The sequence below is a fragment of the Phenylobacterium sp. genome (assembly GCF_036264965.1).
GTDB lineage: Bacteria > Pseudomonadota > Alphaproteobacteria > Caulobacterales > Caulobacteraceae > Phenylobacterium.
Map to the genome: position 1 here is coordinate 38,695 of NZ_DATAPY010000039.1, position 24,043 is coordinate 62,737.

At 67.3% G+C, this 24,043-nt stretch carries 21 protein-coding genes; 6 read left to right on the forward strand and 15 right to left on the reverse strand.

The window, feature by feature from the left end; all coding sequences use genetic code 11:
* Position 1 precedes the first annotated feature (1 nt).
* The 4 genes from VHS75_RS05405 to VHS75_RS05420 form a co-directional block, all read right to left on the reverse strand.
* A complete protein-coding gene (locus VHS75_RS05405) occupies positions 2 to 1,411 on the reverse strand; it encodes an efflux transporter outer membrane subunit (RefSeq protein ID WP_329637584.1) in 1,410 nt (469 codons plus the stop codon).
* Positions 1,408 to 2,391, reverse strand: a complete 984-nt coding sequence (locus VHS75_RS05410; protein WP_329637585.1) for an HlyD family secretion protein — start codon at positions 2,389 to 2,391, stop codon at positions 1,408 to 1,410. The genes VHS75_RS05405 and VHS75_RS05410 overlap by 4 nt, the downstream gene beginning before the upstream one ends.
* Positions 2,392 to 2,489: 98 nt before the next feature.
* Positions 2,490 to 4,136, reverse strand: a complete 1,647-nt coding sequence (locus VHS75_RS05415) for an MFS transporter (protein WP_329637586.1) — start codon at positions 4,134 to 4,136, stop codon at positions 2,490 to 2,492.
* Positions 4,137 to 4,298: 162 nt separating this feature from the next.
* Complete coding sequence (locus VHS75_RS05420) at positions 4,299 to 4,982, reverse strand: type 1 glutamine amidotransferase domain-containing protein (RefSeq protein ID WP_329637587.1); 684 nt, start codon at positions 4,980 to 4,982, stop codon at positions 4,299 to 4,301.
* A gap of 318 nt (positions 4,983 to 5,300) precedes the next feature.
* On the opposite strand from VHS75_RS05420, the gene VHS75_RS05425 reads away from it, so the two are divergent.
* Positions 5,301 to 6,116 carry a sensor histidine kinase gene (locus tag VHS75_RS05425; RefSeq protein WP_329637588.1) on the forward strand — a complete coding sequence of 272 codons (816 nt, stop codon included), beginning with the start codon at positions 5,301 to 5,303 and terminating at the stop codon, positions 6,114 to 6,116.
* A 388-nt stretch (positions 6,117 to 6,504) separates the two neighbouring features.
* On the opposite strand, the gene VHS75_RS05430 is transcribed toward VHS75_RS05425, so the two are convergent.
* The 5 genes from VHS75_RS05430 to cyoA form a co-directional block, all read right to left on the reverse strand.
* Positions 6,505 to 7,137, reverse strand: a complete 633-nt coding sequence (locus VHS75_RS05430; protein ID WP_329637589.1) for a TetR/AcrR family transcriptional regulator — start codon at positions 7,135 to 7,137, stop codon at positions 6,505 to 6,507.
* Between the two features lie 92 nt (positions 7,138 to 7,229).
* Entirely contained in the window at positions 7,230 to 7,631 is a 402-nt protein-coding gene (cyoD, locus tag VHS75_RS05435) for a cytochrome o ubiquinol oxidase subunit IV (protein WP_329637590.1), read from the reverse strand.
* Positions 7,628 to 8,287, reverse strand: a complete 660-nt coding sequence (gene cyoC, locus VHS75_RS05440) for a cytochrome o ubiquinol oxidase subunit III (protein ID WP_329637591.1) — start codon at positions 8,285 to 8,287, stop codon at positions 7,628 to 7,630. Before cyoC ends, cyoD begins: the two co-directional genes overlap by 4 nt.
* Positions 8,284 to 10,290, reverse strand: coding sequence for a cytochrome o ubiquinol oxidase subunit I (gene cyoB / locus VHS75_RS05445; RefSeq protein WP_414694244.1), 2,007 nt, complete (start codon positions 10,288 to 10,290; stop codon positions 8,284 to 8,286). The genes cyoC and cyoB overlap by 4 nt, the downstream gene beginning before the upstream one ends.
* Complete coding sequence (cyoA, locus tag VHS75_RS05450) at positions 10,290 to 11,213, reverse strand: ubiquinol oxidase subunit II (RefSeq protein ID WP_329637592.1); 924 nt, start codon at positions 11,211 to 11,213, stop codon at positions 10,290 to 10,292. Before cyoA ends, cyoB begins: the two co-directional genes overlap by 1 nt.
* 477 nt (positions 11,214 to 11,690) lie before the next feature.
* On the opposite strand from cyoA, the gene poxB reads away from it, so the two are divergent.
* From poxB to VHS75_RS05470, 4 genes are all read left to right on the forward strand, one after another.
* Positions 11,691 to 13,424: a ubiquinone-dependent pyruvate dehydrogenase gene (poxB, locus tag VHS75_RS05455; protein WP_329637593.1), complete on the forward strand. Its 1,734-nt coding sequence runs from the start codon at positions 11,691 to 11,693 to the stop codon at positions 13,422 to 13,424.
* Between the two features lie 18 nt (positions 13,425 to 13,442).
* The gene (locus VHS75_RS05460; RefSeq protein ID WP_329637594.1) at positions 13,443 to 14,342 is read left to right on the forward strand and encodes a fumarylacetoacetate hydrolase family protein; all 900 of its coding nucleotides are present in this window, start codon (positions 13,443 to 13,445) and stop codon (positions 14,340 to 14,342) included.
* A gap of 105 nt (positions 14,343 to 14,447) precedes the next feature.
* Positions 14,448 to 17,399, forward strand: coding sequence for an FAD-binding and (Fe-S)-binding domain-containing protein (locus VHS75_RS05465; protein ID WP_329637595.1), 2,952 nt, complete (start codon positions 14,448 to 14,450; stop codon positions 17,397 to 17,399).
* 186 nt (positions 17,400 to 17,585) lie between these two features.
* Complete coding sequence (locus VHS75_RS05470) at positions 17,586 to 18,449, forward strand: alpha/beta hydrolase (RefSeq protein WP_329637596.1); 864 nt, start codon at positions 17,586 to 17,588, stop codon at positions 18,447 to 18,449.
* Positions 18,450 to 18,922: 473 nt separating this feature from the next.
* Here the strand turns inward: VHS75_RS05470 and VHS75_RS05475 are convergent, their stop codons facing one another.
* The 3 genes from VHS75_RS05475 to VHS75_RS05485 all read right to left on the reverse strand — a co-directional run bounded on the left by VHS75_RS05475 (position 18,923) and on the right by VHS75_RS05485 (position 20,819).
* Entirely contained in the window at positions 18,923 to 19,201 is a 279-nt protein-coding gene (locus tag VHS75_RS05475; RefSeq protein WP_329637597.1) for a helix-turn-helix transcriptional regulator, read from the reverse strand.
* A gap of 356 nt (positions 19,202 to 19,557) precedes the next feature.
* Complete coding sequence (locus VHS75_RS05480) at positions 19,558 to 20,373, reverse strand: aminoglycoside phosphotransferase family protein (protein WP_329637598.1); 816 nt, start codon at positions 20,371 to 20,373, stop codon at positions 19,558 to 19,560.
* A 302-nt stretch (positions 20,374 to 20,675) separates the two neighbouring features.
* The gene (locus tag VHS75_RS05485) at positions 20,676 to 20,819 is read right to left on the reverse strand and encodes a hypothetical protein (RefSeq protein ID WP_329637599.1); all 144 of its coding nucleotides are present in this window, start codon (positions 20,817 to 20,819) and stop codon (positions 20,676 to 20,678) included.
* A 111-nt stretch (positions 20,820 to 20,930) separates the two neighbouring features.
* Here VHS75_RS05485 and VHS75_RS05490 point away from each other — a divergent pair, with 111 nt between their 5' ends.
* Positions 20,931 to 21,671 (forward strand): MerR family transcriptional regulator, encoded by a 741-nt coding sequence (locus tag VHS75_RS05490; protein ID WP_329637600.1) that lies wholly within the window; start codon positions 20,931 to 20,933, stop codon positions 21,669 to 21,671.
* A gap of 175 nt (positions 21,672 to 21,846) precedes the next feature.
* On the opposite strand, the gene VHS75_RS05495 is transcribed toward VHS75_RS05490, so the two are convergent.
* From VHS75_RS05495 to VHS75_RS05505, 3 genes are all read right to left on the reverse strand, one after another.
* Entirely contained in the window at positions 21,847 to 22,833 is a 987-nt protein-coding gene (locus VHS75_RS05495) for an ester cyclase (protein ID WP_329637601.1), read from the reverse strand.
* Positions 22,834 to 22,860: 27 nt separating this feature from the next.
* Positions 22,861 to 23,370 carry a helix-turn-helix domain-containing protein gene (locus VHS75_RS05500; RefSeq protein WP_329637602.1) on the reverse strand — a complete coding sequence of 170 codons (510 nt, stop codon included), beginning with the start codon at positions 23,368 to 23,370 and terminating at the stop codon, positions 22,861 to 22,863.
* Between the two features lie 182 nt (positions 23,371 to 23,552).
* Positions 23,553 to 23,831: a hypothetical protein gene (locus VHS75_RS05505; RefSeq protein WP_329637603.1), complete on the reverse strand. Its 279-nt coding sequence runs from the start codon at positions 23,829 to 23,831 to the stop codon at positions 23,553 to 23,555.
* Positions 23,832 to 24,043: the final 212 nt, after the last annotated feature.

Sequence of the window (24,043 nt, forward strand, 5' to 3'; positions counted from 1 at the left end):
CTCACCTTGGGCCTGCGCTCCCTGGCGTCGCACCAGCGACCTCCCAGTTACGCCAGCCACCGCCCAACGCCTCGAACAGCGTGACGGCCGCGTTGAGGCGCTCCGCCCGGCTCTGAACCCGCGATAGATCCACGGCCAGGAGGCCCCGCTGGGCGTCGAGCTGATCCAGGTAGGGCGAATAGCCGGCGCGGTAGCGGTTGGTGGCCAAGGTGACGGTGTGGACGAGGACCGCGTGCTGGGCGTCCAGGGCGGCTTCCTGCTGTTGCAGGCGTTGAACGCTGGCGAGCGCATCCTCGACCTCGCGGAACGCGATCAGCGCCGACTTGCGATAGGCGAAGGCCGCCTGATCGCGCCGGGCTGCGACGGACTCCTGCTGCGCCTTCAGGCGGCCGCTGTCGAAGATCGGCGCGAACAGGCCGCCCCCCAGGGCGAACACCCAGACGGACCGCGGGATGATGTTCGAGCCAGCGCGTCCGCCGCTGGCGGAAAGCTGCACGTCGGGCATGAAGGCGGCGCGCGCCGAATCCAGCGAACGATCCGCCGCGACGAGCTGCTGTTCCGCGGCCGCGATGTCCGGGCGTCGGCGAAGCAGCACGGACGGTAGGCTGGTTGGAATCGTCGGGAGCGCCATGGCCGCGAGGTCGACCCCGCGCTCGAACGTGCGCGGGCTTTCGCCCAAGAGCAGGCTAAGCCCGTCCTCCTGACGCGCGATCGCCAGTTGGGCCGCCGGGACGAGCTGGAGGGTGGCCTGATAGTCCGCTTCGGCCTGCGCCAGGTCGAGCGCGGAGGCGTAACCGGCCGACGCGCGGCGGCGCGCGATCTTCAGCGCCGCCGCGCGGTCGTCAAGCGTGGCCTGCAGAACGGCCAAACGCGCATCGAGGGCGCGCAAGGTGATGTAGCCGCTCGCGGCCGAGGCCGTGACCGCGAGACGGACATTGTCGTGCGCCGCTTGGCTGGCGAGCAGATTGGCCCGCGCCGCCTCGCGGGCCTTCGCCAGGCGGCCAAACAGGTCGAGATCGTAGGAGATCGAGACATCGCCCTCGCCCACGGTCTGGTTTTCGGCGAAGCCGAAGCCTGGATTGACGTCGCGTTCGCGCTCGCCCTGAAGCACGCCCTGGACGTTCGGCAGGCCCTGCGCGCGGGCCAGATGGAACTGCCCGCGCGCTTCGGCCACCCGCGCTGCGGCGATGGCGACGTCGGTGTTGTTGGCGAGCGCAGCTTGGACAATCTGCGTCAGCACGGGATCATCGAACGCCCGCCACCAGTCCGCGCTGATCTCGGCTGACGATCCGGCCGGAACGTTGCGCCAGGCTTGGGGCGGCGCGACCGCCGCGCCTGGCGGCGATGGCGGACGCGGCCCGGCACAGGCCACGAGCAACACCAGTCCGCAGACAGGGAGGGGCGGCCTCACGGGCGGCCCCTTGTGTCCACCCGCACCTCCACGGACATTCCAGGCCGAAGGCGGGCGGCCAGACTCTGGCCTGGATCGATGCCGATGCGCACGCCGATCCGCTGCGGCACCTTCACAAAGTTGCCGGTGGCGTTGTCGGGCTTTAGGACGGCGAACTCGGAGCCAGCTGCTGGGGACAGTTGCTCCACGCGCCCGGTCAGGCGGACGCCGCCAAGGCCGTCAACGGCGAAGGTCGCGCGTTGTCCCGGCGCGATGCGGGCTGTCTGGGCCTCCTTGTAGTCGGCGATCACCCACTTGTCCGGGGGCACAAGCGACATCAGTTGCGTACCGTTGGTCACGTACTGGCCAAGACGGACGCCGATTTGGCCCAGCTGGCCGGCTTCGGGGGCGCGGATCACCGTATTTTCGAGATCCACGCTGGCGGCGTGGAGCTGCGCTTGCGCGGCCGCGACCTGCGCCTCCAAGCCACGCCGGCCGACGTCGACCGTGCGCAAGTCCTGGCGGGCGATGTCCTGCGCGGCTTTCGCCTGACGCACCTGCGCTTCAGCCTGGCGCAGGGCCGCCAAGGTTTGGTCGCGTTCCCGGATCGAGATTGAGCCATCGGCGACCAGGTCGCCGGCTCGCGCCATGTCGGACTTCGCTCGCAGAAGCTGAGCTTGGGTGTTCGCGACGTTAGCCTGCTGTCCGGCAATTCCGGCGGTCCGCGAGGCGTGGGCCTGGGCGCTGTTGGCCAGGCTCGCCTGTGCGGCGGCCAGGTTAGCCTGCGCCTGTTCGACCCGTGCGCGGTAGACGCGATCGTCGACAGTCGCCAGCACCTCGCCTGCGGCGACCTGCGCGTAGTCCTTCGCCAGCACCCGCGTGATATAGCCGCTTACCTGTGGGGCGATGACCGTTGTGCGGCCATGCACATAGGCGTTTTCGGTCGTCTCGATACGCAGCCCAAATGGTGGGAGTCGCCAGGTCGCCAGGATCGCCAACACGACCGCTAGCCCAAGGACGATCACGCCGGCGATGGCCAGCGGACGGTGTGGCTTTGGTCGCCATGTCGGGGCCGGCGGCGGTGCGGGAGGGGTCTCAGTCACGCGGGTCTTCCCATGGCCTGCTTACCTCGGAGGGTGGAAACCAGGATGAGACTTGCGATGTAGACGGCGGTCGCCAGGGCCATGAGGGCGACAGCCCGGAAGACATCGTCGAAGGCCAGTATGTTGGCTTCCTGTGTCATCGCCCGCCCCAGCAAGGCTGCCCCCTGCCCGGCGCGTTGCGCAGGATCAGCCAGGGTCCCGGCGAGCGACCCGGCGCCAGCCGCAAGTCGGGTTGCGACCGCAGGGTCGGCCCCCGACAGGTGCGCCGACAAGGCGACGGCATGAGCACGCGCCTGGATGGTCTGATAGCTGCCGAGGATTGCCGATCCCAGCAGGGCGCCGACATTCTGAGTGAGGCTGAAGAGGACCACGATGGTCACCAGGTAGTCCGGGCCGCGCTTCAGCATGCGGATCACGCCGAAGAGCAGGGCTGGGCCAATGAACAGCGTTGTCCCGAAGCCGATAAGGGCCTGACTCAGATAGAGCTGGGAAGGCCGCGTCAGGTTGTTGGCGCCCGAGTCCAGCCAGGCGCCAAGCGCAATGATCAACGCGGCGGTCATCACCTGCCAGGGCAGCCGCCGTTCCGAAAGGGTGAGCGCCGCCGCCGCGATGCCCGCCGACATGGCGACCAGAACCCAGGCGAACAGCGTCTGGAGCTGATCGTTCGTTAGCCCGCCCGCGGTGAGGAGTCCGACGGCTCCGAAGGTCTGCTCGGCGAGCGCCAGGCGGACGAGCAGCGCGACCGCGGCGAAGCGCAGAATGTCCCGGGTCCCGAGCCACCCAAACTGGATGAGGGGACGCGCGCGGTTCGTCTCCACCAGCCAGGCCAGGGTGAACAACGGGACCGCCGCGGCGAGCATCCAGCCCAGCCATGGCGCATCTGTCCACCAGACGACGCGCCCGAGGCCCAACACGCCGCAGATCAGGAAAATGGCCGGAACTGCAAGGCCGATCGTCACAAAGTCGAGGGGCCCGAACGCCCGACTGCGATCACTGGGCGGAAGCGGGGCCGCCACCGTCGCGGCCAGCAGACCCAAAGGAACCGCCAGTTCCAAGAGGTGCATGCCGAACCAGCGGTCAGAGGCCAACAGCTCCACTGGAACCAACCGCGCCAAGGGCGTTCCGAGCTGCGGCAGGCCCAGACCTATCACCAGCGCCAGGGGTCTGAGCTTTGGGGGAAAGACCTGCAGCAGATAGTAGACCGTGAGCGTGACTAAGCCGGCGGCGGCCATGCCGTTAAAGGCTCGCGCCAGGGCGGCCGTGGCCAGGGTCGGATGCAGTAGTTCAAGCAGAGCGCTCGCCGCGGATGCGATCAAGAATGTCTGGGTCACCGCCGGAATGCCGAACTGGGCCCGGGCTTTCACCAGTGTGAGATTGGCGCTCGCATTGGCGGCGAAGTAGATCGCAGGAAGCCAGCTGGCTTCCACCGCATAGACGCCAAGGGACCCGGAAATCGAACCGACGTTGACGGTCGTTAGAGCGCTTGGGAAGGTCGAGCCGATCCCAGCGAGCAGCGCCAAGGCCACATAGGTCGCCCGACGTAGGGCCGGATGCCTTGGCGAATAAGGGGAGCCCGGCGCGAAGGGCTGTTCCTCGGGCGAGAACTCATAGTCTCCGCCCTTCGGCGGCAGGCTGCCGGACATCTGCGATCCCATGCCGATCCGAAGGGTGGGGCGCGCCGGCGCGTTGAGACCGACCCTGACCGGCGCTTGAGCTACGAAACTTCATCGCTGATGCTAGGTCCCGGTCGGCGCCCGCGGCATCCCCCGAACGGGGGACCGGAAGGCCCGTGGCCGGCAGAGCGCTCAGGGCCCGAGGGTGGCGAGCAGGGCTTGGGCGGTTGCCGCCGCCGAAGCTGGGTTCTGGCCGGTGATCAATCGTCCGTCCTGCACCACAAGAGGGTCACCGTCGGGGCCCCGCCGGTAAAGCCCCCCTCCCGCCCGCAAGGCCGCCTCCAGAGAAAACGGCGGCGCACCGGCGAGGCTCGACGCCCGGACCTCAGCGTCGGACAGTCCCGTGACCGCCTTTCCAGCCATTATCGGGCGGGCGGCCGAGTCCATCGCTTGAAGCAGAACCACCGGTCCGCTGCCCACGAAAGCCATGGGTTTCTCCGCACACCAGAATGCGGAAGCCAAAGCTGCGGCACAGTCATCTGCCGCCAGGTCCCACCATGCGCCGCAGCCCCCCGCCACGTAGATTGCGTCGAAATCGTCGGCGTAGACCTGGTCGAGGCGGATGGTGTCGGCGAACAGCGTTCGCGCGACGGGGTCGTTCTTGAAGCGCGCAACGCCTGCGAGGGAGTCGGCCGCCGATCTGCGGGCGCGCCCAAGCGGTGGTTCTCCGCCCCGGGGGGACGCAAGGGTGAGCCCGGCCCCCCCGTCCTCGAAGGCATAGTAGGCGGTCGTGAACCCTTCAAGCTGCACCTCGGAGGTGCGCCCGGGCCCCCCGAGCGCTTCGTGCGAACTGAAGATCATCAGGATCCTGTACACGGACCGCCCCACTGCAGCGCCCTCAGCGGCCGGCTCCGCGCCCCGTCAACGGACGGCGCGACGACGACCGGTCGGCATGTTCGGCTGCTCCTTTGACTGTGTCGCGTCCCCCAAACGGGGGTGGTCTATCGATGCGATCGGCGCCGCATTGACCGGCCTCACCCGTTCAGGGGATGTCGCGTCCCCACCGCCACAGCCTAGGTTCGGATGTCCGGCTTCAGCCAGATCGACGGCGACGTGGCGCATGACCATTTCCGAACAGCCGACGGATAGGGACTCGTGCGCCCTGCGACCCTAGCCACCCTCGCCCGAACCTGGATGGCGAGAGCGCGCGATCACGCCGCTGAGACGATCGCGCGGATCGGGCTGGGCAAGGCGCCTAAGGCGGCGTTTGTCATTGCCAGCCCCACCGGGTTGCAGTCGGCGTTGTTGATTTCGCTCTCTCATGACCTGCGTACGCCTTTGGCCTGCATTTTGGGGTCCGCCACCACCCTCGACGACTTCGGCGAGGTTCTCGACCGGGAGGCGCACAGCGACCTCGTGCGGGTCATTCGGGAAGAGGCTGAGCGCCTCAACCGGTTCCTCGGCAATCTGCTGGACATGACGCGCCTGGACGCGGGCGTGATCGAACCCCGGCTGCGCCCGGTCGACCTTGCTTGCCTGGTCGCCGACACGGTGGACCGTGCGTCCAGGACGCTCGTCGACCACCACGTCGTCCTGCAGGTGCCCCCGAGGCTCGTGCGGGTCGGCCTCGATCCCGTCCTGTTCGAACAGTTGCTGTTCAACATCCTCGACAACGCCGCGATGTACGCGCCCGCCGGTTCGGAAATTCGGATTCGGGCCTGGCGCGACGAAGACCGAGTTCGCCTCGCCATATCCGATGAGGGTTGCGGAATCGCGCCGGCCGACCTCGATCGTGTCTTCGACAGGTTTTATCGGGCGCGACCCAGCGACCGCCAGCGTGCCGGCACGGGCCTCGGCCTGGCGGTCTGCCAGGGCCTTGTCGAGGCCATGGGCGGCACCATTGCAGCCGGCAACCGGAAGGACCGGCGCGGTGCGGTGTTTACGATGATTTTGCCTCTCGCCGGCGACGAGAGCGCCTTCGCGAACACGCGGGGCCCCGCCAATGACTGAGACCGCGACCGCGACCGCGGCCCGCGCACCGGTCGCCAAGCCAGGGTGGCTCCAGCTCAGTCCCCCGGACAAAGACGGCTCAGCCGCTGCTTGCAACAGCCGGGGACGCCGTTGGCAACGCCATTCGGGCGTCGATACACGTCGCATACGCTGTCGCGATCGAGCGCGACACAAGCGAGCCAGACCCGCGCGCCTTGCGGTGTCCTGAAGTCTTCAAGGGTATAGGCGGGAGTGCTGGGCCAAGCGCCGGCCACCATCAGACGGGCCGAGTGTGAGGCCACGTTGACCACCACCCGCACGACCCGTGTTGCGCCCTGCCCCTTCGCCGCCGAAAGGGTTCGCAAGTTCCTGGGAGCCGCCGCCTTGCACGCCAGCCAGCAGAGCTGGCTCATTCGGGCCGAAGCGCTGCGCCGGATGCGGTGAGGCCCGCGAGCACGATCTCGAATAGTCTATGCGCCAAGTCCTCGGTCCCCTTCCCCGCCTCTGCAAACTGCCGAACAGCTGGGTAGCTACCCACGCTCATGAAACCATGCGCGACGCACCAGAGCGCAATCAGCGACAGCCGGTCGGACTCGGCCTCGAACATCCCCGCCGCCTCGATCGTCTCCAGCACTGTGACAGGGAACGTGGTCGCCGCCCCACTCGTCCCGACTGCGCTCTCCATCTGGGCGACCATCACGCGATAGATCTGCGGGTGGCTCTGGGCGTAGCGCACGTAGGCCGCGCCGGCTTCAAGCAGGCCGTCCGACGGGGTCGCGGCGGCCCGCCGCGATGCGGCCACCGTGGCCAGCAGCTCCATCCAGCCGGAGGTGGCGACCGCGTCGACAAGGGCCGCCTTGGATTTGAAGTGGTGATAGGGCGCACCGGCGCTGACGCCGACGTCGCGGGCCGTTTCGCGCAGGGACAGCCGCGCGACGCCGCCGCCGGCGATGATCCGACGGGCTGCCTGGATCAGGGCGATCTTCAGATCCCCGTGGTGGTACGGCCCTGTTGGGGAAGGATCGACCTCACGAGGGCCCATGTTTGACTTCCCCGGGCGCTTGGATTGCGCCTGATTCCTGCGCGTACCTTGCAGATCGTCACGCACGGCGAAGGGCCCTGACGAGCGTAAGCTCACCGCTGCATCGACATGACTTGGTCGAGCGGCATCGTGGTGTGGGTCAGGGACGACATGATGAACATTGTCCCTGCGAGAAGCAGGAAGACGATCAGCACGCCGAACGCCAGGGCGAGCACATTGTTGGTGCTTTCCGGCCCGGTGGTGATGTGCAGGAAGAACACCAGGTGGACGCCCATCTGGGCGACCGCCAGCGCCACGAGCGCCGCCGGAATACCGGGATGCCAGATGAGATGGCTGGCGGCGACATAGAACGACGCGGCGGTCAGTCCGGCGGCCAGGATCAGGCCCAGCAGATAACCCAGGACGCCCTGGGCCACGCCGCTCCCATCCAGGCGCTCGTCGCCCGGCGCGCTGTCGCCGCGGCCCGCATGATCGTCGGTGAAGGTTTCGGTCATGGCCCGGCCCCTAACAGATAGACCACTGTGAAGACGGCCACCCAGATGATGTCGAGGGCGTGCCAGAACAGGTTGAAGCACAGGACCCGGCGCAGCATGTCGGCGCGGAAGCCCTTGGCGAACACCTGGGCGATCATGGTGAGCAGCCAAAGCATCCCCGCGGTGACGTGCAGGCCGTGGCAGCCGACCAGGGCGAAGAAGGCGCTAAGGAAGGCGCTCCGTTGCGGGCCGTTCCCCGCCGCGACGAGGCCCGCGAACTCGCGCAGTTCTAAGGTGAGGAAGACAGCGCCCAGCGCGAAGGTGACAAGCAGCGCCGCATGGAACGCCGGCTTGTTTCGCGCCCCCGCCGCCAGGGCGGACATTCCGCAGGTGAAGCTGGAGAGCAGCAGGCAGGCGGTCTCGACGCCGACGTTCCTCAGGTCGAAAATCTCGCGGCCGGAGGGGCCGCCGGCGGTCTGGCCAGACAGCACCGCGTAGCTGGCGAAAAAGGCCGAGAAGAGGATGATGTCGCTGAGCAAGAAAATCCAGAACCCATAGGCCACGATCACCCGCTTGGACGCCGGCCCGCCAGCGCCGTGTCCGGGGGACAGGTCCGGCTGGCCACGGCCCAGATTGTAGGGATCGTAGGGGACGGCGCCGATCTCGGTCGTGGTCACTGGAACCCCTCCGGAAGGTCGACAAGGGCGACGCGGCGCGCGGCGCGGTTGGCGCGGTCCAGCTCAGCGACCTCGGCGGAGGAAATCACGTAGTCTGCGCGGTCCCGCCAGGCGAAAGCCACGAAGGTGGCGAAGGCCCCGAGCAGGCCCAGGGCGACCATCCACCAGATGTACCAGATGAGCGCAAACCCGGTGGCCGTGGCGAAGAAGGCGCAGACGAAGCCGGTCGGGGTGTTGCGCGGCGCCTCGATGGCTTCGTAGGCGGGTTCGGGACGCAGCTGCTGCCGTTCGATCGCGGTCTGCTTCATCGACCAGTAGGGCTCCTCGCCCGTCACGTCAGGCAACAGAGCGAAGTTGAACGCTGGCGGCGGCGAGGCCGTCGCCCATTCCAGCGAGCGCCCGTTCCAAGGATCGCCCGTCCGGTCGCGCAGGGGTCGGCGATGTCGGATCGACACGATGAGTTGCATGACCTGGCACAGGATGCCGATCGCGATCAGCCCCGCGCCGGCCGCCGCGACAAGCAGCCAGGGCCGCCAGGCCGCCACGTCGTAGTGCTGCAGCCGCCGGGTCATCCCCAGGAGGCCGAGATAGTAGAGCGGCATGAAGGCGACGTAGAAGCCGACCAGCCAGAACCAGAAGGCCGCTGTCCCCCAGCGCTCGTCCAGACGAAAGCCGAAGGCCTTGGGGAACCAGTAGGTGTAGCCGGCAAAGGCTCCGAACAGCACGCCGCCGATGACCACATTGTGGAAGTGGGCGACCAGGAAGAGACTATTGTGCAGGACGAAGTCGGCCGGCGGGATGGCCATCAGCACGCCGGTCATCCCGCCGATCACGAAGGTGACCATGAAGCCGATCGACCAGAGGACAGGCGTGCTGTAGCGGATCCGCCCGCCGAAGAGCGTGAACAGCCAGTTGAACACCTTCACCCCGGTCGGCACCGCGATGATCATCGTCATGATGCCGAAGACCGCGTTGACGTTGCCGCCGGCCCCCATGGTGAAGAAGTGATGCAGCCAGACCATGAAGGCCAGGATGCAGATCGCCATAGTGGCCATGACCATCGAGCGGTAGCCGAACAGCGGCTTGCCGGAGAAGGTTGAGATCACTTCGGAGAAGACGCCGAAGGCCGGCAGGATCAGGATGTAGACCTCCGGATGTCCCCAGGCCCAGATGAGGTTCATGAACATCATCACGTTGCCGCCGGCCTCGTTGGTGAAGAAGTGGAAGCCGAGGTAGCGATCCAGGAGCAGCATGGCCGAGGTCGCCGTCAGGATCGGGAAGGCCGCGACGATCAGCAGATTGGACGCCAGGGCCGTCCAGCAGAACATCGGCATGCGCAGATAGGTCATGCCCGGCGCGCGCATCTTCAGGATCGTCACGACCAGATTGATGCCGGACAGCAGTGTGCCGATCCCGGAGATGGTCAGCGCCCATAGCCAGTAGTCGACGCCCACCCCGGGCGAGTAGGCGAGCTCCGACAAGGGCGGATAGGGGATCCAGCCGGTACGCGCGAATTCGCCGACCACCAGCGAGACGTTGGTGAGCAGGACGCCGGTCGCGGTCAGCCAGAAGCTCACCGAGTTGAGCGTCGGGAAGGCGACGTCGCGGATGCCGAGCTGGAGCGGCACGGCGAAGTTCATCAGCCCGACCATGAAGGTCATGCCGACGAAGAAGATCATAATCGTGCCGTGCGCCGAGAAGACCTGGTTGTAGTGCTCCGGCGGCAGGTAGCCTGCGGAATGGAAGGCCAGCGCCTGCTGCGAGCGCATCATGATGGCGTCGGCGAAACCGCGGAGCAGCATGACCAGGGCGAGCAGGCAGTACATGACGCCGATGCGCTTGTGGTCGACGGATGTGATCCACTCGCGCCACAGGTAGGGCAGCCAGCCCTTGAGCACGATGAGCAGGACCACGCCGGCGATCACGGCGATCATCATCGCCGAGGCCGCCATGGGGATCGGCTGATCAAATGGGATCGCCGCCCAACTGAGCTTACCGAGCATCACGATGCCTTTTTCACTGGGGCGACCTGCGAAGCCGGTTGGGCTGCCACGGGGCCGGGCGCCGGGGGCAGATGCTGCTGGACGATGTCCTCGTAAAGGCCGGGGCTGACGGCGCGGTAGGTGTACGGCGCGACGTCTGTGCTCTGCTTGGAGAGCGCGCCGTACGCCTGCTCATCGAGCGCCGGGCCCGCCGCTTTCGTCCGATCGATCCAGGTCTTGAAGTCCGTCGCCGGCACAGCTCTGACGTCGAACTGCATCCCCGAGAAACCGTCTCCACTGAAATGGGATGACTGGCCCGCGTAGACGCCCGGCTTGTCCGCCTGCAGGTAGAGCTGCCCGGACATGCCGTTCATCGTGTAGATCATGCTGCCCAGCTGGGGGACGAAGAAGGTGTTCATCACGCTGGCCGAGGTCAACTTCAGGCGCAGCGGAGCACCGGCCGGCACAACGAGCTGGTTCACGCTGGCGACGCCCTGATCGGGGTAGATGAAGAGCCATTTCCAATCCAACGAGACCACCTCGACGGTCACCGCGGGCTGGGTGGATTTCAGCGGCCTGGCTGGGTCGAGGTCGTGCGAGCCGACCCAGGTGAGCCCGCCCAGAAAGAGGATGACCAGGATGGGGATTGACCAGGTCACCAGCTCGACCCGGCCCGAATAGACCCACTGCGGCCGGTATCGCGCGCGCGTGTTCGACGCACGGAACCACCAGGCAAACCCGAGGGTCGCCAGGATGGTCGGAACGACGATCGCCAGCATGATGGCCAGCGCGTTGAGCAGGATGGTCTTTTCGGCCGCGCCGACCGGTCCTTGGGGATCCAACAGAGCCGCACGGCATCCGCCCAAGGGAAGCGTCAGGGTTCCGGCCATGAGGCCGGCGACGCGCTCGCGCAGCACGGCAGGTCGAGGCGAGCCCGTGGCCACCAGGTTGGCCTCCAGCCGCCGGGCGCCGCGTTGAACAGATGAGCCCGAAACCCTCAGGCGGGACGGGACGGTCTCGCGGACCGGCGATTGGCTCCTTGCGAGCCTGCGGACGACAGCAAGCCGATCCCGCGGGCAGTTGATACAACGAGCCAACATTCGAAAACTGTACCCGCCGGATGATCGTGATCGGCATCCCCCAGAAAGGGGACGCTGACCGCGCCGGTTCGCGCGAAGTCCTCTCGCCCGCGCCTTGGGCGGACGGGAATGGGCGCCCTGAACTCGGCGGTCATGGAGGGTCGAGCCCCCCATTTAGGGGATGCCGCGGCCCCCTAACGAAAACCTATAGATGGCGGCCGTCTGCCTCGGCGCGTCCGCCTCGGACACTCAAGCCACGCAGCACGACGCGGCACGATCCGCCTCCCGGCGGGCGCGGACGGGCTGCGTTTTTTGGAGTGCGAGCCGGTGAGCGGAGCAGCCATGACGCCCAAGAGAAACGTCGCCGAACTCCTCGTCGCCACCCTCGCGTCCGCCGGCGTCCAACGGATCTACGGCATCGTCGGCGACAGCCTGAACGCCGCCACGGAAGCGCTGCATGCCCACGGCGGCATTGGTTGGGTGCATACGCGGAATGAAGAAGCCGCCGCCTTCGCCGCCGGTGCGGAAGCGCACCTGACCGGACGCCTCGCGGTGTGCGCCGGCAGCTGCGGACCGGGCAATCTTCACCTCATCAACGGACTCTTCGACTGCCATCGCTCGCGGGTGCCGGTGCTGGCGATTGCGGCCCACATCCCGAGCACGGAGGTCGGTCGTGGATATTTCCAGGAGACTCATCCGCAGGACCTATTCCGGGAGTGCAGTCACTACTGCGAACTCGTCTCTAATCCGGGGCAGTTGCCGGGCGTGTTCGAGAGCGCAATCCGCGCCGCGGTCGCCGAGCGCGGCGTGTCCGTGGTGGTGCTGCCCGGCGACGTGGCGTTCGCCGCCATGCCGTCCCATGTCGAGCCCTCGACGTCCCTGATCCCCGCCGCGCCGATCGTGCGGCCGCCGGACTCGGAACTCGACACACTTGCCGACCGCCTGAACGGAGCCGAGCGGGTGACTCTGCTCTGCGGACGCGGATGCCAGTATTCGCGCGAGCAAGTTCTCGCGCTGGCGGAGGTCCTCAAAGCGCCCATCGTGCACGCGCTCGGGGGCAAGGAATTCATCGAGTACGACAATCCCTTTGATGTCGGGATGACGGGGTTCATCGGATTCCCCTCCGGCTATCACGCCATGATGGACTGCGACGCCCTGCTGATGCTTGGCACGGACTTTCCCTATCGCCAGTTCTATCCCACGGAGGTCCCGATCCTCCAGATCGACCTTCGGGGCGCCAACCTCGGCCGCCGCTGCCTGCTCGACCTCGGCGTCGTCGGCGATGTCGGCGCAACGATCGACGCGCTGTTGCCGCGGCTGCAGACGAAGGCGCGTCGCGACTTCCTCGACGACAGTCTCGCGCACTACCAGAAGGCCCGGAAGGACCTCGACGCGCTGGCTACCGGGCGCGCCGGTCGGGGACCGCTCCACCCGCAGTTCCTCGCCAAGACCATGAGCGACCTGGCGGCCGACGACGCCGTCATCACCTATGACGTGGGAACCCCGGCGATCTGGACCGCCCGCTATGTGAAGATGAATGGCCGCCGCCGGCTGGTCAGTTCGCTGAACCATGGCTCAATGGCCAATGCCCTGGCGCAGGCGATCGGCGCACAGTCGGCGTTTCCCGACCGCCAGGTGATCTCCTTCTCCGGCGACGGCGGCTTCGCCATGCTGATGGGCGACCTCCTGACGCTCGTCCAGGAGCGGCTGCCGGTGAAGATCGTCGTGCTGAACAACGGGACCCTGGGCTTCGTCGAGATGGAGATGAAGGCGTCGGGGATTCTCGACACCGGGGTCGACCTGACCAACCCAGACTTCGCGGCGCTCGCGCAAGCCGCCGGGCTCTTCGCCCAACGCGTCGAGGATCCCGCGGACCTCGTCGAGGCCCTGATTGCGGTGCTGGAGCATGACGGTCCCGCGCTGCTCGACGCCGTGTGTGCGCGGCAGGAGCTTTCGATGCCGCCCCACATCGAAGCGGCGCAGGTGAAGGGCTTCGGCCTGTGGACCGCCAAGGCGGTCCTCGACGGCCGCGGCGCTGAGATCCTCGACCTCGCCCGCACCAATCTCATTCGCTGAGTCACAGGAGACCGGCCTTTGCGGTTCATCAATTTCGAAGCGGACGAACGGGTCGGCGTTGCGGCCGATACCGGCCAGGGCTTCCACGGTCTGACGCGGGATGAGCCGGGATACCCAGGCACCCTGTCGGACCTCATCAGGTCGAATGCGGACCTTGCGGAGGTCGGCAGATGGCTGAGCCGGGGTCCTCGGGTGGACGAACGCGCCGTGACGCTGCGCCCGCCCATCCCGCGGCCCTCGAAGATCCTTTGCCTTGGGCTCAACTACGACGACCATCTCGCCGAGTCCGGACTGAAGAAGCCCGAATACCCGGAGGTGTTCGCCCGCTTCGCAACCAGCTTGCTTGGCCACGGCGCGGCCATCCTGCGCCCGCCGGAATCCAATATGCTCGACTACGAGGCGGAATTGGCGGTGGTGATCGGTCGGGGCGGGCGGCGGATCGCCAAGGATCGGGCGCTTGAGCACGTCGCCGGCTACTCGATCTTCAACGACGCCACGCTGCGGGATTTTCAGGGCCGGACGCCGCAATGGACGATGGGCAAGAACTTCGACCGAACTGGCGCCTTCGGGCCCTGGCTGGTCACCCCCGACGAACTGCCCCCGGGCGCCAAGGGTCTACGCATCCAGGGGCGGCTGAACGGGCAGACGCTGCAGGACTCCAACACCGACCTGCTGATCTTCGACGTCGCAACCCTCATCGCGTCGCTGAGCACAACCCTCACACTCGAGCCGGGCGACGTCATCATCACCGGCACGCCTGGCGGCATCGGCTGGGCGCGCAACCCCAAGCTCTTCATGAAGCCCGGCGACGTCTTTGAAGTGGAAATCGAACAGATCGGCACGCTCTCGAACCCGATCGTGGACGACACAGACGTGACCAACTCCGCTCCCGCCGACGCCCGCGGAAACGGTGAATGAGCGGCAACTTGATCTGGGCCGGTGCGGGGACCTCCGCGTCTCAAAGCCGCCTGGCGCCGGGCGTTCCAAGATCGGCGCGTCAACCCCGCACAAGCAGGATGTCCAATGCCCAAGCTCCTGGCGCCAGACCCCCAGAAAATCGGCCGTCCGCCCGGCCCCGCCTATGCTGACGCCGTGCCCGACAGCCTGCTGCACGGCACGCCTGAAGCGCTGAAGCGGGACATGGTCGGCCTGCTTGGACCGGCTCAGGTGAAGACCCGGCTCCTCGACCTGGTCCGCTACGCCTCCGACGCCAGCCCCTACCGCCTGACGCCGCAGGTGGTGGTCCTGCCCCGCACCGTCGAGGATGTCGCCAAGGTGCTGGCCTACTGCCGGCGAAACGGCAGGCACGCGACCTTCCGAGCGGCCGGCACCAGCCTGAACGGACAGTCGCAGTCCGACGACATCCTGATCGACGTCCGCCGCAACTGGTCCGGCGGCAAGGTCGAGGCCGACGGCCAGCGGCTGCGCGTTCGCCCGGGCCTGATCCTGGCGCACGCCAATGCCATGCTGCAGCGCTATGGCCGCAAGCTTGGACCCGACCCGGCGAGCGGGCACGCCTGCGCCCTGGGCGGGGTCATCGCCAACAACTCAGGCGGCATGCGCTGCACCATCCCCCAGGATGCCTACCACACGGTCTCGGCCCTCACCGTGGTGCTGCCGTCGGGCACCGTCGTCGACACCGCCGCGCCCGGCGCCGAGGCCGCTTTCGCGGCCGCCGAACCCGAGCTGGCGAGCGGTCTGATGGCGATACGGGAGGAGATCCTCGCCGACGAGGCGCTCGCCGCTCGGATCCGACGCAAGTATTCGATCCGCAACACCCACGGGCTGCGCCTGCTGGCGTTCCTCGACGGCGAGACCCCGTTGCAGATCTTCCGGAGGCTGCTCGTGGGATCGGAAGGCATCCTCGGGTTCATCGCGGAGGCGGTGATCGAGACCGTGCCGCTCCCGGCGGTCACCTCCGTGGCCTGGATTCCGCTCCCGTCGATCGACGCCGCAGTCGAGCTGGTCCCGGCCCTGGTCGGCCTCGGGGCGGCGGCCGTCGAGCTGATGGTGGCGCCCGCCCTGAGCGCCGCCGGCGAAGCCTTCCCCGGGACGCCGGCCTATTGGCGGTCCCTCGACCCGAAGGCGGCGGCACTGCTCGTGGAGTTCGGGGCCGAGTCCCCGGCCGCGCTCGACGCCCTGCAGGCCAAGGTCGCCGACCTGGTCGCGCCCTTGCCCTTGCTCAGCCCGCTCAGCTTCACGAGTGTGACCGAAGCGGTGGAACTCGCCTGGCACGTCCGAGAGGGCCTTCTGGGCCTGGTGGGCAAGCAACGTCCCGCGGGCGCGATGCTGATCACGGAGGACGTCTGCTTCCCGCGTGAGCGGCTGGCCCAGGGCGCCCACGACCTGCAGGCGCTGCTGGCCAAGCACGGCTTCATCCCGGGCGTTGCTGGACACGCTGCTCACGGCAACCTGCACTTCACCCTGGTCGCCAAGCTGGACGAGCCGGAGAGCCGCGCCCGCTACTCGGCTTTCATGGAGGAGCTCGTCGACCTGGTGGTCAACACCCACGACGGGTCGTTGAAGGCCGAGCACGGCACCGGCATCAACATGGCGCCCTTCGTCCGCGCCGAGTGGGGCGACCGCGCCGCCGAGATCATGTGGGAGATCAAGGCGCTCTGCGATCCCTTCCGGGTGCTCGCGCCCAACGTCATCCTGACGCGGGACGACCAGGTGCACCTGAAGGCGCTGAAATCGGTGCCGACCATCGAGGATGTGACCGGCTCGACCCACTGCATCGAGTGCGGTTTCTGCGAGCCGATGTGCCCCAGCCGCAATGTCACCACCACACCGCGCCAGCGGATCGTGCTGCGGCGGGAGATGGCGCGGCAACCGGAGGAGTCTCCGGTGCTGCGGCAGTTGCGCGCGGAATTCGAATACGACGGCATCGAGACCTGCGCCGGCGACGGCACCTGCGCGATCCCCTGCCCGATCGGGATCAACACTGGGGCCCTGATGCGCGAGTTCCGCAAGGCCGAGCACGGGCCGCAGGCCGAGGCGGTGGCGCTCTCGATCGCCAAGCGCTGGGCCAATGTGGAGGCGATGGCCCGTTTCAGCCTGGGCGGCGCGGAGCTGGTCTCCAAGACGGTAGGCGTGGGCGCCCTGAAGGGCCTGACCTCGGCGGCGCGCGCCATGATCAGCGAGGACCTGATGCCGGCCGTCCCTGGCGCGATGCCGAAGCCGGCCCGCAAGAGGATGCCCGCGACCGACGAGGAGACGGCCGCGGCGGTCTATTTCCCGGCGTGCATCAACCGGATGTTCGGCCGCGACCCGGACGCGCCGGAGGGCCCGTCCCTGCAGGAGGCTTTGGTCGCGCTATCCGCCCGCGCCGGCCGGCCGTTGTGGATCCCGGATGACGTGGCCGGATTCTGCTGCTCGACCCCGTTCAGCTCCAAGGGATTCAAGGCGGCGCACCAGCACATGGCCGACGCCATCGCCGACGCCTTCTGGCGTTGGAGCGACGAGGGCCGGCTGCCGCTGGTGATCGACGCGGCCTCCTGCACGCTCGGGATCGCCGAGGACGTGGCTCGCTATCTCGATCCGGACCGGAAGGCCCGCCACGAGAAGCTGACCATCCTCGACTCCATCCAATGGTGCCGCCAGTTGTTGGCGGACTTGCCGCCGCCGCGGAAGGTCGGCCGGATAGCGGTACATCCCACCTGTTCGATGACCCATCTCGGCGTCAACCAAGAGCTCCATGAGATCGCCGAATACCTGGCGACCGAGGTCCATACTCCGATCGGCACGACCTGCTGCGGCACGGCCGGAGACCGGGGCCTGCTGCATCCGGAGCTCGTGCGGTCGGCTACGCGAGAGGAAAAGGCCGGCCTCGACGCCTGGCCGGCCGACGCCTATGTCTCCGCCAACCGAACCTGCGAAATGGGCCTGCGGCACGCGACCGGACGGCCGTATGAGTCGTTCATCTTCCTGCTTGAGGAACTGAGTCGTCCCGAGGCGAGCTCCCCGACAAGATAGCCCCCGCCACCTCCAGGCCGGGTAAATCCAAAGCGCCCCGAGGCGCTGCGTATAGGCCTTTCCGCTGCATCGTCCCCCATTCAGGGGATACGGCGATGGCGTCGGCCCTGTCAGGATTTCATCGCCGCGACACTGCGGCCGGCATTCCGCCCTGCGGTTTTCGCCAAGCGTCACGAAGGGCTCAAGATGACCCACAGCGTAGCTCACCACCGCACCGTGGCGAATGGCATCAAGATGCACTACGCGGAGGCTGGCGAGGGCCCTCCGGTCGTGTTGATCCACGGCTTTCCGGAGAGCTGGTACGCTTGGCGCCACCAGATCCCCGTCCTCGCCAAGCAGTATCGGCTGATCGTCCCGGACTTGAGGGGTTATGGCGCGACCGAGAAGCCCGCGGCCGGCTACGACAAGCGCTCAATGGCGAACGACATTCGCGGTCTGATGACCAACCTCGGCATCGAGAAGGCCGCGATTGTCGGCCATGATCGCGGCGCGCGCGTGGGCTTGCGGTTCTGCAAGGACCACCCTGACGCGGTGGCGCGGTTCGCCGCCTTGGACAACATCCCGACACGACTGCTGTTCGGCACCATGAACGCCAGTGTGGCCAACGCCAGCTGGTTCTTCATGTTCCAGGCCGTCCGCGACCTGCCCGAGGCGCTGATTCAGGGCCGCGAGGAACTCTGGCTGCGCTACCTGCTGTCGAGTTGGACCTATGATCCGGGGGCGCTGAGCGACGCCGACATCGCAGCCTACGTCCAGGCCTATGCGCAGCCGGGCGGCTTGCGGGGGCCGTTTTCGGACTACGGCGCCTGGCGCGAGGACCTGGCGCAGGATGAGGTCGACAAGGAGGTCAAGCTCAGTTGCCCGACGCTCGCGCTGTGGGGCGCCGAATTCGAGGCGGCAAAGATGGTGGACATGGCCGCCATCTGGCGAAGCCTTGCCGACGATCTCACGACCGCGCCGATCGCGTTAGCGGGGCATCTGCCGCACGAAGAACGGCCCACAGACGTCAACGCAGCCCTTCAGGCGTTTCTTGAGCCCTGGCGGGGCTGAATAGGCCGGAGGCATTGGCGGCGGACCTGAGAGCGGCCGCAGCGCCAGACCCGACGGACCCAGCGCCGATGACTGTATGACACCGCCCACAATCCTCGCGCGCCCTACCTGAGCGTGGCCAGCCAGAGGTTCAGCGCACGGAAATGGGAACGCGCGCGTTCCGCATCTTCGTCCCGCGCAAAGCAGGACCTCCAGACGGTCACCCTGCCCCTGGCTGGCCCACGCGCCAGTACAACTCAAGGTCAGCCACTCGGTGAGGACGGTGTTGGGGGTGTATCCCGGCGGCGCGGCGGCGGGCTTCACGATCCAGCCGCGCGCCGGCCACGCCTGCCTTACCGCCTCGGCGAACCGCACGCGCATGACTTCAAGTCTCGGGAATCGCCAGCGTCATCTTCGAAGTCGAACAGGCGCGACCGCGACCAGCAAGGGCGCCTTTCTTCGAGTACCCTGGGCGATCGTCGGCTTTGGCAGGCCTATCCGCCGCAGCTGTTGGCCATGTCGCGCACGAGGTCACGGACGCGGTGGCGAAGCTGGGGGCTGAGCCGCGCGAAGTCCTCGACAAGCTCGGTCGCGCCCGAGACCCCCAGGTTTGTCAGCAAGGCCGTCTCCGCACGTGAAAAGCCGGCGGCCTGATCGATGTCACCCACGAGATCCGACACACGCAGGCCCAGCGCATGGGCGATCTGCACGAGGCGCGAGAAGGAGACCCGGTTGGCGCCGTTCTCGTACTTCTGCACCTGTTGGAAGGTCACCCCCGCAGCGCTCCGCCAGCATGTCTTGGGAGATTTTCAGCTGCTTGCGGCGCAAGGCGGATGGCCGCGCCGATGGCGATGTCGAGTGTGTCCGGGCCGGTGCGGGCGAGGGTCTGGGTCATGGTCTAGCGCCGATCTGAAACGGGATAGGTTCCCTCCGGTTGCGCAAAGCCTATGCCACGACTCCAGCGCGACCTCAGCCATTTCGTCGCAGGCGTTCAATGTCGGCGAGGTGCCACGAGCGGAAGTCGGGGCAATGCCAGAAACTCGCCGTTCAAGCGTGCCGGCCCCGGGGACGCAACAGCGGCGGGTTGTCGGCTGGAAACCAATGGTGAGATCCGACCCGTTGCGGGCGGTCAATTCGCCTCCTCTACGTCCGCGTCAAGGCGCTGCAGCAGCTGCGCCCAGCTAGCGGGCCGCGCCACCGCACCGAGGAGGAAGAAGAGGCGGACGATGGGCAGGTGAGCTTCGACGGCCGACCTTAACGCCGGAGCGGAGATACCGGCGAGGCGCGCGTATTCGGACTGCACGGCGACATCGAGAGCGCGCTGTCGCGCCGGCGAGCCCAAGCTTTCCACGACCAGTTCGGTTCGCAGGAAGTGACAGCACGCAAGGTCGAGTGGGGCGCCCCCACGCTTCACCCCGGTCCAGTCGATGAGCCTCGGACCGCCCGCCGTCATGATCACGTTGCCGGGGTGAAGGTCGCAATGGCTGAGCCGGTCGTCGGTCGGGAGGCGATCGATCAGCGCGATCACACCCGCTGAGATGTGATCCGGAATGCTCCCGTCCGACTGCTGCAGCAAAGCCTCCATGTAGGCGCGGACGGGCAGTGCGTCTGTCGGTGTTGGCGTCTGGTGGACACACAGGGCAAGGCTTGCGAGAACTTCGGCAGCGGCTTCGAGCGTGATCGCATCTGTCTTCAGGAGCTGAAGCAGGGTGGGCCCCTCGAGCCGCGGCAGGACGATGCCCAAGCGCCCATCGACCGTCACCTCGTCCAGCACCTCCTGCGCCGGGCCGCCGGCGGCGAAGACGGCGCGGGTCATGTGCGCCTCATACCTGGCGGTGCGTCGCCGCACTGCCGGTTTGAACAGTTTCACGACCTGGCCGGGCGCCCATGCGTGGACGTCCGAAAAGGCACCCTCGCCGATCTTCTCCCCCAGAATTCCCAGCATCGCTCCCTCCGCAACTGTCGATCGCGGAAACTCGCCAGGCCCCTGGATGCTTGCAACGCAAGTTAAGTTGGTTTGTAGTGGCCTTGTCGCGCTGGCGCGCTCGCGCCCTACGACTTCATCCGAGACAGGCGCCATTCAAGGCGACAGCCATCCCCGGCGCCGAGCGCTCAGTCCCGGCGTGGCGGGTGGGGCGAAGGTCCGGTCTCGGGCATCGGCGCTATGGCTGCTTCCCACCAATGCCGTCGAAGACGTCGGTCCGTAGCCCGCTCGATGCGCACCGCGCGCTGGCCCCCATCGCCTCCTCAGTCCGTTGCTGGGCTCGGTAGCGGGATCAGCTTGGCGAGTTTGCGCAGGTTCTGGGCGGTGGCGGCGGGATCGCAGCTGAAGTCACTGCAGGCGAAAGCTCCGTCGTTCCGGCCGGACTTGTCGATGACGGGAATGCGCACGGCGACCCGATCTCCCTTGTGGCCCCGGCCCTACAATAATCCGCAAATCGTGCTTGACCTTGTCCCTGGGGCAGACCTGCATTTGGCCGTCGTCGAAGACAGGTACTGCTCGTGAACGACCACCCCCGCTTCTTCAGCCCGGCCGAGACCGCCCGGCGGCTCAACGTAAGCACCAAGGCCCTGCGACTCTACGAGACGCTGGGGCTGGTCGAGCCGTTGCGCACGCACACCGGCTGGCGGACCTATGGGCCCGGCCAGATGGCGCGCCTGCATCAGATGCTCGCCTTGAAGTCGCTGGGCGTGCCGCTGAAGCGTATCGCCGAACTGCTGGACGATCGTCTCGCCGACCTGGACGCCATCCTGCGTCTCCAGGAGGCCGCGTTCCGCTCGCGGATCGCCGGCGACAGGCGGCGGCTCGAGCTGTTGGCGTCTGTGCGGCGGCGGCTGGCTGACGGCGAGACCCTGTCGGTCGACGACCTGATCCACCTGACGAGGGATACCGTAATGGGCATCAGCAAAACACACGACGCCTTCGCAATTGAAGGCGAAGCGATGGCGGTGATCGAGGCCGCCGGCTTCCACCCACTGGTGGTGGAAATCCCGCCAGAAACCAACGAGAACCACTGGCACGACTTCGACTCGATCATCTTCATTCTCGAGGGAGAACTGGTGGTTATCGAGGCCGAAAGCGGCGAGACGCTCGCCTGCGGACCCGGCAGCCGCATCGATTTCCCGCGCGGGATCCTCCACCATGAACGTCACCAGGGCTACCGAGCCCTGGTCGGCTTCTCGATCGATCCGACGACTTTCAAGGGGCCGATGAATATGCCCCCCGAGGCCTGGGCGGATTGAAGGCGACGCAATCCCTGGACGTCGACTTCAGGGCGTGAGCCACCGGCCGAGTTCGACCTGTTGCGGGCCTAACAAAGGCTACTTGGCGAGTTCGGCCGGCTCGGATGATCCCTCGGGAGCATTAACCGCTGTCGCCGGTACGGTTGGTGTCCCTTCAATGCCCGGTCCACGCTTGTCATGGCATGGCTTTCGACCTGCCTGCCGCCACTGAGGAAGGTGAAAAGGCCTGAAGGGCTGGCAGAACGCCGAGTTGAACCGCCATGCCGATGTCGTCCCGGCAAGCGCGGTGTCCCGTGATCAGACCGTCCTTGAACTTGAGCCAGTGGATATGGTGCATCTGGAAGGTCTTGCCCGTGGCCGGCTTGCCCATCAGCACACCGCCGTCCATCGGGGTCTGGCTCACGCCCGTGTGTCGCATTGTCCCCGAAAATCGGGCCACGACGGAGTCGTCGACGGCGACGATGGCCTCGATGCCCAGGCCGCTCGTGAGCCGCGTGTAGGTGCGCTGGCCATCGTTGACGATCAATTGGAATTCTTCGCGGCCGCCGCTTCGGCCGTGGTTGCGCGCGTCCGGCGCGGAAAGGGCCAGGACGCGGTCCACATCGCCCTGGGTGAAGGCTTCGAACCAGTTCCTCATCACCTCGAGGTTGCGCGCCTGCTCCGCCGTTCCGCTGATATTCGGACCGATCGACGCGGCGTCAGGAATCCTCGCGGGCCTGGAGACAAGCGGTATGTCCGGCAACAGGCCGAGCTGCATCAGCATGCTGACGTCGTCGCGAGCGGCCTGATGATCGACGATGAGACCCGCCTTCATCGTGTACCAATGGATATGCTGGACGACGAAATGCCGGCCGGTGGGCGCCACACCGATCATCTGGACGCCATCGACGGGAAGTCGTCCGACCCCAAGGTGCGTGCCGGAATAGATGAGACGGACGATCACCTGGTCGTCCGCGGCCAGCATCTCGGCAATGTCCATCTGCCTGTCCGGGAACCGCGTGCTGATGTCCTCGTGGACCCGGGCATAGCCCTCGCGCCCCACAGGCCGGCCGCGGTTTGCGGCGTCCGGCGCGATGAAGGCGAGCGCCGCGGCCATGTCGTGTTGGTTCAAGGCGGCGTTGAACGCCTTGATCGCAGCCAAGTTGCTGTCCTGCTGATCCATGTTTCCCGTCCTCGTCGCGACACGTCGTCAGTCGTCGCGCGTATGGGCCTGGACGTCTTGAAGGTTCGCGACATGAGGCAGAAGGAACCGGGGGCTGCGCCCCGTCAGCTCGCGCACCTCTCGGGTGAAATGAGGCTGGTCGGCGTAGCCGGCCATAGCGGCGGCGCCCGCCAGGCTGTCGCCTTCATGCGCGATCAGACCGATCGCCCGGCGAAGGCGCAGGATGCGCCCGTAGCGCCGCGGCGAGAGGCCGAAACGGTCGCCAAACAGACGCTCCAACTGGCGGACGGATAGCTCCGCCGCAAGAGCGGCGCCCTTGACGCTTCCGGTCACCTTTATCGTGGTCGCCGCCTTTGCAGCGCACCCGCCCCCGCCGGGCGGGCGCAGAAGCTCAATCGCCCGTCCCTCGGCGAACAGCTCCGAAAGCCGACCGGCGCGCTCGCGGTCTATGTCTTCCAAAAGGATCTTGCGGTCGGTGAGGTGCGCGATCGGCACGCCCAGCCAGGCGCGCGCCACCAGCGGATCCAGATTGAGCAACTGGATCTCCTCGCCGGGATGAGCCGAGACTTGCGCGCGCGACTGTGGCCCTGCGAGGAACAGACATTCCCGAACCCAGACTAGGTCGCAGCAAACGTCCGGCATGGTCACCCGCCCTGGCGCAGGCCGGAAACGCGCGAACATCACCGCGCTCGGCGCCCAGGCGTGAGGGCCGTTTGCGATCACAGGCTTGCACGGCGCGACGGACGCATGAAGCTTGTGTATGGCACAGATACAGACCCGGCTAAATCATTGCCGCGCTCGATGCGGTTCGAGCGCGTAAGATTGAGATTGGGCGCGACGATCTGCTCGATCTGCCCCGAGAGATCGCCGGCCTGGGCTTCCAGGCGCGGCAATCGCCGCTCGAAGTGGACTGCCTCGGCCCGCAGGGTCGCCAGCGTGTTGTCGAGTTCCGCGTGGCGCAGTTCGATCTTGCCAATTTCCGCCCGGGCTGCCGCCACGACTGCATCTACATTGCCTTCGCAATCGGAGGTCTTCTGATGATACTCCGGCGCGGCACCACAGAGCGGACATAGGAGAGAGGTAGCATCGGTGAACGCCCGCTTTTTGAAGCTCCAAAGTGGTCACAACTCCCTTTTGACGCGCCAACAAAACCGCCCTGTCCCGAAGCGATGGTGCCGCCGGGCGCAGTGCCCTATCGCGCGCTTTCGCA

Coding starts and splice junctions, on each gene's coding strand:
- VHS75_RS05425 (WP_329637588.1), top strand. CDS start 5,301: ATGGCGAGAGCGCGCGATCACGCCGCTGAGACGATCGCGCGGATCGGG.
- poxB (WP_329637593.1), top strand. CDS start 11,691: ATGACGCCCAAGAGAAACGTCGCCGAACTCCTCGTCGCCACCCTCGCG.
- VHS75_RS05430 (WP_329637589.1), bottom strand. CDS start 7,137: ATGGGCCCTCGTGAGGTCGATCCTTCCCCAACAGGGCCGTACCACCAC.
- VHS75_RS05415 (WP_329637586.1), bottom strand. CDS start 4,136: ATGTCCGGCAGCCTGCCGCCGAAGGGCGGAGACTATGAGTTCTCGCCC.
- VHS75_RS05480 (WP_329637598.1), bottom strand. CDS start 20,373: ATGCTGGGAATTCTGGGGGAGAAGATCGGCGAGGGTGCCTTTTCGGAC.
- VHS75_RS05495 (WP_329637601.1), bottom strand. CDS start 22,833: ATGGATCAGCAGGACAGCAACTTGGCTGCGATCAAGGCGTTCAACGCC.
- cyoB (WP_414694244.1), bottom strand. CDS start 10,290: ATGCTCGGTAAGCTCAGTTGGGCGGCGATCCCATTTGATCAGCCGATC.
- cyoD (WP_329637590.1), bottom strand. CDS start 7,631: ATGACCGAAACCTTCACCGACGATCATGCGGGCCGCGGCGACAGCGCG.
- VHS75_RS05470 (WP_329637596.1), top strand. CDS start 17,586: ATGACCCACAGCGTAGCTCACCACCGCACCGTGGCGAATGGCATCAAG.
- VHS75_RS05465 (WP_329637595.1), top strand. CDS start 14,448: ATGCCCAAGCTCCTGGCGCCAGACCCCCAGAAAATCGGCCGTCCGCCC.